Origin of the sequence: Kitasatospora sp. NPDC056651 (assembly GCF_042792155.1) — a bacterium.
Classification (GTDB): domain Bacteria; phylum Actinomycetota; class Actinomycetes; order Streptomycetales; family Streptomycetaceae; genus Kitasatospora.
On sequence record NZ_JBHTWX010000178.1, the window covers coordinates 1 to 8,745 of the forward strand.

8 protein-coding genes are annotated in these 8,745 nt (G+C 73.0%); 4 read left to right on the forward strand and 4 right to left on the reverse strand.

The window, feature by feature from the left end:
* Nucleotides 1-92: 92 nt before the first annotated feature.
* The 4 genes from ACFRAR_RS37230 to ACFRAR_RS37245 all read right to left on the reverse strand — a co-directional run bounded on the left by ACFRAR_RS37230 (nt 93) and on the right by ACFRAR_RS37245 (nt 3,649).
* Entirely contained in the window at nt 93-527 is a 435-nt protein-coding gene (locus ACFRAR_RS37230) for a DUF6193 family natural product biosynthesis protein (RefSeq protein ID WP_380704616.1), read from the reverse strand.
* 139 nt (nt 528-666) lie between these two features.
* Nucleotides 667-1,569, reverse strand: coding sequence for a 5'-3' exonuclease H3TH domain-containing protein (locus ACFRAR_RS37235; RefSeq protein ID WP_380704631.1), 903 nt, complete (start codon nt 1,567-1,569; stop codon nt 667-669).
* Between the two features lie 59 nt (nt 1,570-1,628).
* A complete protein-coding gene (locus ACFRAR_RS37240; RefSeq protein WP_380704618.1) occupies nt 1,629-2,726 on the reverse strand; it encodes a cation diffusion facilitator family transporter in 1,098 nt (365 codons plus the stop codon).
* A 194-nt stretch (nt 2,727-2,920) separates the two neighbouring features.
* Complete coding sequence (locus ACFRAR_RS37245) at nt 2,921-3,649, reverse strand: gamma-glutamyl-gamma-aminobutyrate hydrolase family protein (protein ID WP_380704621.1); 729 nt, start codon at nt 3,647-3,649, stop codon at nt 2,921-2,923.
* 166 nt (nt 3,650-3,815) lie between these two features.
* Here ACFRAR_RS37245 and ACFRAR_RS37250 point away from each other — a divergent pair, with 166 nt between their 5' ends.
* The 4 genes from ACFRAR_RS37250 to ACFRAR_RS37265 all read left to right on the forward strand — a co-directional run bounded on the left by ACFRAR_RS37250 (nt 3,816) and on the right by ACFRAR_RS37265 (nt 8,693).
* Nucleotides 3,816-5,201, forward strand: a complete 1,386-nt coding sequence (locus tag ACFRAR_RS37250) for a glutamine synthetase family protein (RefSeq protein ID WP_380704623.1) — start codon at nt 3,816-3,818, stop codon at nt 5,199-5,201.
* A gap of 3 nt (nt 5,202-5,204) precedes the next feature.
* Nucleotides 5,205-6,587, forward strand: coding sequence for an aldehyde dehydrogenase family protein (locus ACFRAR_RS37255; protein WP_380704625.1), 1,383 nt, complete (start codon nt 5,205-5,207; stop codon nt 6,585-6,587).
* 7 nt (nt 6,588-6,594) lie between these two features.
* The gene (locus ACFRAR_RS37260; RefSeq protein WP_380704627.1) at nt 6,595-7,383 is read left to right on the forward strand and encodes a 3-oxoacyl-ACP reductase; all 789 of its coding nucleotides are present in this window, start codon (nt 6,595-6,597) and stop codon (nt 7,381-7,383) included.
* Nucleotides 7,384-7,481: 98 nt separating this feature from the next.
* Nucleotides 7,482-8,693: a DUF2510 domain-containing protein gene (locus ACFRAR_RS37265; protein WP_380704629.1), complete on the forward strand. Its 1,212-nt coding sequence runs from the start codon at nt 7,482-7,484 to the stop codon at nt 8,691-8,693.
* The last annotated feature ends 52 nt before the right edge of the window (nt 8,694-8,745 follow it).

An 8,745-nucleotide genomic window follows, 5' to 3' on the forward strand; every position in this document is an offset into this window, starting at 1 on the left:
ATCACCAGGACGAAGCACAACCACCCCTACAGACAGGCACCTTGTCGGCACTCACTGTCCCACACCTGCCCCGAACGACTTCGCCAGCAGAGTCATCCGGTCGACTTCCTGTGAGATGCGTCGGACTGCGGCGGAGGAACGTCGCCAGGGCCGAAGAATCCGGGGACTCGATCGAGGACGAAGGCGATGGCGGCGGTGGGCGAGTCGACCTCCGCGAGGGTCGGGCCGTTCCAGGACTTCTTGATGGTGTAGAGGCGACTTTCGTGCGGGGACTGCACGGAGAGGAACATTGGGGTGGCGAAGGGGACGTTCGGTCCCGTGGCGAAGCTCAGCGCCCAGTGGCTGGTGTAGGGGTACAACTCGCGCAGGACCGGCTCTTCGAAGGCGGCCTCGACGAGCGCCCGGTACTCCGGCCAGTCGGCGTTCCGGGCTTCCCCGAGCAGCCTCTGCCATTCTGCGGCGATGACGCCGGTGTCGAGCGCTGCCGCATCGGGATGCGGGGCGGCGGGAGCGGGCTTCGGTGTCATCGCCGGCCCCTACCCCTGCACCGCTTCGGCTACGCCTCGCCGCTCCGGCCTTCCCGCGTATCGGAGTGGCGGCCTCGCTCGGGTCGGGGTGAGGCCGCCGACGACTCCCCATGGACGCGGGCCCCTGGGCGGGCGGGCCTCAGCGGGTGGCGAGGGTTTCCAGGACGCGGTCGAGGGAGGTGCCGAGGCCCCAGCGGGTGGCGAGGTGTTCCAGGGTCATGGGGTCGAGGGGCTCGCGGGGGAGGGCGGGGTCGAAGGTGGGGAGGGGGGCGTCGTCGGCGACGCGGACGACCGTGGGGGCGACGTCGAGGTAGGCGGCGGCCTCGACGATGTTGCGGCGCCGGGCGGGGGTGAGCTTGGAGGAGATGTCGAGGGCGGCGGCGCGGATGGCCGTGAGGTCGCCGTACTCGTCGATCAGCTGGGCCGCGGTCTTCTCGCCGATGCCCTTGACCCCGGGCAGGCCGTCGGACGGGTCGCCGCGCAGGGCGGCCATGTCGGCGTACTGGGCGCCGCGCACGCCGTACTTCTCCAGCAGCAGCGCGTCGTCGGTGAGCTGGAGGTTGCCCATCCCCTTGACCGGGTAGAGCACGGTGATCCCGCGGGCGTCGTCCACCAGCTGGAAGAGGTCGCGGTCGCCGGTGACGATCTGCACCGGCCCGGTGGCGCGGGCGGTGAGGGTGCCGATCACGTCGTCCGCCTCGTAGCCGGGGGAGCCGATCCGGGCGATGCCGAGGGCGTCCAGCACCTGCTCGATCACCGGGACCTGCGGCGCCAGCGTGTCGGGGACCTCCTCCTCGCCGTCCTGAGCCGCCTCGGCGACCCGGTGGGTCTTGTAGGAGGGGACGAGGTCGACCCGCCACTGGGGGCGCCAGTCGGCGTCCATGCACGCGACCAGCTCGTCGGGGCGGTGGTCGTGGACCAGCCGGGCGATGAAGTCCAGCAGCCCGCGGACGGCGTTGACCGGCTCACCCTGCGGCGAGCGCAGGGTGTCCGGTACGCCGAAGTAGGCCCGGAAGTACAGGCTGGCGGAGTCGAGCAGCATCAGTCGCGGTGCGGTCACGTGTCAGATCATGCCGCATCGGGGTGACGGACGGCCGGTTCTCAGTGCTCGTGCGGTCCGGCGCGGTGGACCGGGCCGTGGGTGTTGGCGCAGTGCTCGCCGGCGGGAGCGGAGGCGGCGGAGTCGGCCGGGGTGGCGATCTGCAGCAGCGCACCGGCCTGGTCCTCGCCGACGTGGTCGACCTGGAGGGTGGAGTGGGTGATGCCGTACTCGGTCGAGAGCCGGCGCTCCAGGGAGCGCCGCACCGCGTGGCAGTCGCCGCCGGGGGTGACCAGGATGTGCGCGGACAGGGCGGGCTGGCCGGAGGTGATCTCCCAGATGTGCAGGTCGTGGATCTCCTCGACCAGCGGTTCGGTGACCATCCGGTCGGCCACCGTGTCCGGGTCGATTCCGGCCGGGGCGGCCTCCAGGAAGATCCGCCCGGAGTCCCGGACCAGCGCGATGCCGGCCTTGAGCATCAGCGCGACGACGATCAGCGAGGCGATCGCGTCGGCCCGGGCGAAGCCGGTGGTGAGGACGACCAGACCGGCGACGGCGGTGGCGATGAAGGCGTACAGGTCGGTCAGTACGTGCTGGAAGGCGCCCTCGACGTTCAGCGAGCTGCGGTTGGCCTTGGACATGCACCAGGTGGCCGCGAGGTTGACCACGATCCCGACCAGCGCGGTGACCAGCACCAGTGAGCCGGTGACCTCCGGCGGTTCAAGCAGCCGGGCGACCGCCTCGTAGCCCAGCCAGGCCGACAGCACCAGCAGGGTGACCCCGTTGGCCTGCGCGGAGAGGATCTCGGCGCGCTTGAGGCCGTAGGTGTAGCCGCCGCGGGCCGGGCGGGCGGCGAGCCGCATGGCGACCAGGGCGAGCACGATCGAGGCGGCGTCGGTGAGCATGTGCGCCGCGTCCGAGATCAGCGCCAGGGACCGGGCGGCGAAGCCGACCACGACCTCGCCGGCCATGAAGACGACGATCAGGGCGAGCGCGCTGAGCAGCCAGCGGCGGTCCGCGTCGGCGGCGACGCCGTGCGAGTGTCCGCCGTGCCCGCCGGATCCGTGCGCGTGGCCGTGTCCGCCGGAACCGTGTGAGTGCGACGGCGAGTGCTCGTGGTCATGCGCATGATCATCGTGCGAGTGCTCGTGCCCGGCCATGGAAGTCCTCTCTGGGCGCACAGGTGGGAAGGGGGCCTCGACGCGACCGGCCCGCAACCGAAGTGAACCGCAGAATCGACAAAGATCCAAAGGCTGTACTGGTGACCGTTGTCGTTGCCGTTCAGGCGGCCGAAGCCGGCGCACTCCGCAGCCGCCAGGCACGACGAACTCCCCTCCCATCGAGCCCAGTTGAGCTATCCCAGTGCCAGTGCGTCGAGACTCGCCGCGGTGGCCGCCCGGACCAGGGCCCGCATCAGCCGCAGGTCGTCCCCCTGTTCCGGGTGCCACTGCACCCCGAGGGCGAACCCCGGACCCTCCACCGCCTCCACCGTCCCGTCCGGAGCGTGGGCGCTCACCCGCAGGCCCGCCCCGAGCCGGTCGACGGCCTGGTGGTGGAAGGTCGGCACGTCCAGTTCGCTCTCCGGCAGCAGTCCGCCCAGCAGCGTTCCCGGCACCGGCCGCACCGGGTGCGAGCCGTAGCGCCCGGGCGAGCCGCCGTGCACGTCGACCGCCAGGACGTCCGGCAGGTGCTGCACCAGCGTCCCGCCGCACACCACGTTCAGGATCTGCATCCCCCGGCAGACGGCCAGCAGCGGCATCCCCGCCGCCAGTGCCGCCCGCAGCAGTGCGACCTCCCAGGCGTCCCGCTCCGGCGAGTCCAGCTCGGCGGCCGGGTGGGCCGGCTCCCCGTAGTACGCCGGGTCGATGTCCGGCCCGCCCGCGATCACCAGGCCGTCCAGCCGGGCCAGCACCTCCGGAGCGCGCTCCGGGGCGTCGGGTGGCAGCAGGACCGCGATCCCGCCGGAGTCCCGCACCTGTGCGGTGTACCGCTCGGGCAGCAGGGCCACCCGGCGCCCCCGCCAATCGCTCCAACTCGCGTCCACCAGATAGGTACTGATGCCGATCAAAGGCCTGCGATCCATGGCGGGCATTCTCCACCCGAAGCGCCTGATGATCCGTCAGCCACGCTCGTCGGCGCGCCGAGGGCACCCGACACCGGCCCGCCCTCTTCCGCCCCGCGAGCCGCAGGCCGTACGGTTCGCTGTGACCGCTTGATCTCGAAGAGTGATCGAGGAGGAGGGTTCGGCCATGTCCGAACAGAGCGCCGCGGGCTCGTCGCCCCGGCCGCCGCTGACCCTGGACGAGCTGCGCACCCTGGTGGACGCCGGCGAGGTGCACACCGTCGCGCTCGCCTTCACCGACATGCAGGGCCGCCTCCAGGGCAAGCGCTTCGCCGCCCGGTTCTTCCTCGACGAGGTCGCCGAGCACGGCGCCGAGGCCTGCGACTACCTGCTGGCCGTCGACGTCGACCTGAACACCGTGGACGGCTACGCCTTCTCCTCCTGGGCCACCGGCTACGGCGACTTCGCGATGCGACCCGACCTCGCCACCCTGCGGCTGACCCCCTGGCAGCCCGGCACCGCCCAGGTCACCGCCGACCTCGCCCGGCACGGCGGCCACCCGGTGGACGCCGCCCCGCGCCAGCTGCTGCGCCGCCAGCTCGCCCGGCTCGCCGAGCACGGCCTGACCGCCGACGTCGGCACCGAGCTGGAGTTCCTGGTCTTCCGCGACACCTACGAGCAGGCCTGGCAGGGCGGCTACCGCGGCCTGACCCCGGCCAACCTCTACAACGTGGACTACTCGATGCTGGGCACGGCCCGGGTCGAGCCGCTGCTGTCCCGGATCCGCACCGAGATGGCCGGGGCCGGCCTGGTGGTGGAGTCCGCCAAGGGCGAGTGCAACCTCGGCCAGCACGAGATCGCCTTCCGCTACGCCGACGCCCTCACCACCTGCGACCAGCACAGCGTGTACAAGACCGGCGCGAAGGAGATCGCCGCCCAACTCGGCTGCGCGCTCACCTTCATGGCCAAGTACGACGAGCGCGAGGGCAACAGCTGCCACATCCACCTCTCGCTGCGCGACGCGGTCGGAGCGCCCGCCTTCGCCGACCGGGACGGCCGGATGACCGACGCCATGCGGCACTTCCTGGCGGGGCAGCTGGTCGCCCTGCGCGAGTTCAGCCTGCTGTACGCGCCGAACATCAACTCCTACAAGCGCTACCGCCCCGGCTCCTTCGCCCCGACCGCCGTCGCCTGGGGCCGGGACAACCGCACCTGCGCCTACCGGGTGGTCGGCCACGGACCCGGCCTGCGGATGGAGAACCGGGTGCCGGGCGGCGACGTCAACCCCTACCTCGCGGTGGCCGGGATGGTCGCGGCCGGCCTGCACGGGCTGCGGCGCAAGCTGGAACTGCCCGCGCCCTGCCTCGGCAACGCCTACGCCGTCGAGGAGTACGCGCGGGTGCCCGGATCGCTGCGCGAGGCGGCCGGGCTGTGGGCGGGCAGCGAACTGGCCCGGGAGGCCTTCGGCGACGACGTGGTCGAGCACTACCTGAACATGGCCCGGGTCGAGCAGGCCGCCTACGACGGGGCGGTCACCGACTGGGAGCGCTACCGATCCTTCGAACGGATGTGACGCATGACCGAGCCGACGGCGGGCGGAAGCCCCGTGAGCACCGTCCGCAACCCCGCGACCGGCGAGCAGCTCGCCACCGTCCCGGACACCACCCCCGGGCAACTGGACGCGGCCGTCCGGCGGGCGGTACGCGCCCAGGCCGGCTGGGCCGGGCTCGCCCCCGGCGACCGCGCCCGGCTGCTGCGCCGGTTCGCCGACCAGGTCGAGGTGCACGTCCCGGAGCTGGCCGCCCTGGAGGTGAGCGAGGCGGGCCACCTCCCGGCCAACGCGCGCTGGGAGGCCGGAAACGTCCGGGACCTGCTGGAGTACGCCGCCGGGGGAGTGGAACGGCTCACCGGCCGGCAGATCCCCGTCCCCGGCGGTCTGGACGTGACCTTCCACGAGCCGATCGGCGTGGTCGGCGTGATCGCGCCGTGGAACTTCCCGATGCCGATCGCCGCCTGGGGCTTCGCCCCCGCCCTCGCGGCCGGCAACGCCGTCCTGCTCAAGCCGGCCGAGGCCACTCCGCTGACCGCGCTGCGGCTGGCCGAACTCGCCCTCGCGGCGGGCCTGCCCGAGGGCCTGTTCCAGGTGGTCCCCGGCGCGGGTGCGACCACCGGCCGGGCCCTGGTGGACCACCCGGCCGTCCGCAAGATCGTCTTTACCGGCTCGACCCTGGTCGGCAAGGAGGTCGCCGCCCGCTGCGCCGCCCGCGCCAAACGGGTCACCCTGGAGCTCGGCGGCAAGAGCCCCAGCATCGTCTTCGCCGACGCCGACCTGGCCCGCGCCGCCGACCCGATGTCCTTCGCCGACAACAGCGGCCAGGACTGCTGCGCCCGCAGCCGCATCCTGGTCCAGCGCGAGGCGTACGAGGACTTCCTCGCCCTGCTGCTGCCCGCCGTCGAGACCCTGCGCACCGGCGACCCGACCGACCCGGAGAGCCGGCTCGGCCCGCTGATCTCGGCCGCCCAGGTCCGCCGGGTGGCCTCCTACGTCACCCCCGACCTGCCGGTGCTGGCCCGCGGCAAGGTGCCCGACGGGCCCGGCTACTGGTACCCGCCGACGGTGGTCGCCCCCGAGGACCCGGACGTCCCGGCGGTCACCGAGGAGATCTTCGGTCCGGTCGCCGCCGTGCTGCCGTTCACCGACGAGGCCGACGCGCTGCGCCTGGCCAACGCCACCCGCTACGGCCTGTCCGGCTCGATCTGGACCCGGGACGTCGGCCGCGCGCTGCGCCTGGCCCGGGGCGTACGGGCCGGCAACCTGTCGGTCAACTCGCACGCCTCGGTGCGCTACTGGACGCCCTTCGGCGGCTTCGGCGAGTCCGGGGTGGGCCGGGAGCTGGGGCCGGACGCGCTGCGCCACTTCACCGAGACCAAGAACGTCTTCTTCCACAGCGAGGAGTAGGAGCCCGATGAGCGACAACGACGCCGTGGTCTGCCGCCGGCTGGTCGGCCGCACCGCCGTGGTGACCGGCGCGGGCAGCGGCATCGGCCTGGCCGCCGCCCGCCGGCTCGCCTCGGAGGGGGCGAAGGTGGTCTGCGCCGACCTCGACGAGGAGACCGGACGGGCCGCCGCCAAGGAGGTCGGCGGGCTGTTCGTGCACACCGACGTCACCGACCCGTACATGGTCGAGGCGCTGTTCGACGAGGCGTACGAGACGTACGGCAGCGTGGACGTCGCGTTCAACAACGCGGGCATCTCGCCGCCCGAGGACGACTCGATCCTCACCACCGGCCTGGACGCCTGGCGCAAGGTCCAGGAGGTCAACCTGACCTCGGTCTACCTGTGCTGCAAGGCCGCGCTGCCGTACATGCGCCGGCACGGGCGGGGCTCGATCATCAACACCGCCAGCTTCGTGGCCCGGATGGGCGCGGCCACCTCGCAGATCTCCTACACCGCCTCCAAGGGCGGGGTGCTGGCGATGTCCCGCGAGCTGGGCGTGCAGTTCGCCCGGGAGGGCATCCGGGTCAACGCGCTCTCGCCCGGGCCGGTGGACACCCCGCTGCTGCGCGAGCTGTTCGCCAAGGACCCGGAGCGGGCCGCCCGCCGACTGGTGCACATCCCGCTCGGCAGGTTCGCCCGGGCCGAGGAGATCGCCGCCGCGGTGGCCTTCCTGGCCAGCGACGACTCCTCGTTCATCACGGCGAGCGAGTTCCTGGTGGACGGGGGCATCTCCGGGGCCTACGTCACCCCGCTGTAGCCGCCGCGCCCGGTTCTCACCGGAATCTCATCGAAAACGCCAGGAATTCCCGGCTGCGCTGATTTCGCGTTTATCCGGCTGCCTTTAGATTCTCTACCGTGAGCGAGCAGATTCCCGCCGGGTGGTACCCGGATCCGAAGGACACCACCGGCGACCCGAGACCGCAGCGGTGGTGGGACGGCAGGGGCTGGACGGCCGACACCCGGCCCGCGCCCTCGGACGCCGCGGCGTCGGGTGCTGGGGCGTCGGACGCCGCGGCGTCGGGTGCCGCGCCGGCCGAGCCCACCGCCGCCGCGGACCCGGGGCCGGGAGCGGCCGAGCAGCCCCGGGTGCTGGAGGGGGAGGTGCTGGACAGCGGCCCGACCGTGCGCTTCCCGGAGCCGCCGCCCTTCGGCACCGCCTACGGCTCGCCCGCCGGGCCGCCGGCCAAGACGCGGCGCAGGCCCTCCCGACTGGCGGTCGCCACCACCGTCGCCGCCCTGCTCGGCCTGGGCGTCGGCTCGGGGATCACCTACCTCGCGATGGACGGCCACAAGGACCGCGCCCCGCGCAGCGCCCGGCCGGCCCCGCAGGGCGGCTACGGCCCGTGGGGCGGCATCCCGGGCTTCGGCGACCCCGGCAACGGCGACGGCAGCGACGGCAGTGGTGGCAGCGGTGGCAGCGGTGGCAGCGGTGGCGCGAACGGCGGTGGGAACAGCGGTGGGAACGGCGGCAGCGGCAAGGGCGGCGGCAAGATCCGTCCCGGCACCGACCAGGCGATCGACGTGGTGAACCGGCTCACCCTGCCGGTCCCGGACGGCTGGGAGGCCGGCACCACCAAGGACGGCTTCGCCATGATCACCGTCGGCTCGTACACCTGCGCCGACGGCAAGGACAGCTGCAGCCTCGGCGGGGTGAACACCGGCCGGATCGACGGCGGGGGCACCGACGCCCAGGCGGCGGCCAAGAACGACATCGCGGCGGCCGCGAAGGACTCGTACGGCGACGTCACCGGGCACCAGGAGCTCAAGTCCGAGGCAGTGAAGGTCAACGGCCAGGACGGCTACCTGGTCCGCTGGAAGGTGGACGTCTCCAAGGGCAACAGCGGCTACGTGCAGACCGTGGTCTTCCCGTCCGCCGACGGGAAGTCGCTGGTCTCGGTGCACTTCGGCTTCGACATCGCCGACAAGTCGCCGGACGTCGCGGTGATGGACACCGTCGTCCAGGGCATCACCGCCTACAAGGGCAAGCTGCCGAGCCTCCCGGGACTGCCCGGTTCGGGCTCGGGAGCGGGTTCGGCTCCGGGTGGCTCCGGCGCCAGCACCACCTGAGTCCCGCGCTCCTCACACGGCGGCGGCCCACCCGGGAGGGAAACCTCCGGGT

Coding starts and splice junctions, on each gene's coding strand:
- ACFRAR_RS37230 (WP_380704616.1), bottom strand. CDS start 527: ATGACACCGAAGCCCGCTCCCGCCGCCCCGCATCCCGATGCGGCAGCG.
- ACFRAR_RS37235 (WP_380704631.1), bottom strand. CDS start 1,569: ATGCTGCTCGACTCCGCCAGCCTGTACTTCCGGGCCTACTTCGGCGTA.
- ACFRAR_RS37240 (WP_380704618.1), bottom strand. CDS start 2,726: ATGGCCGGGCACGAGCACTCGCACGATGATCATGCGCATGACCACGAG.
- ACFRAR_RS37245 (WP_380704621.1), bottom strand. CDS start 3,649: ATGGATCGCAGGCCTTTGATCGGCATCAGTACCTATCTGGTGGACGCG.
- ACFRAR_RS37250 (WP_380704623.1), top strand. CDS start 3,816: ATGTCCGAACAGAGCGCCGCGGGCTCGTCGCCCCGGCCGCCGCTGACC.
- ACFRAR_RS37255 (WP_380704625.1), top strand. CDS start 5,205: ATGACCGAGCCGACGGCGGGCGGAAGCCCCGTGAGCACCGTCCGCAAC.
- ACFRAR_RS37260 (WP_380704627.1), top strand. CDS start 6,595: ATGAGCGACAACGACGCCGTGGTCTGCCGCCGGCTGGTCGGCCGCACC.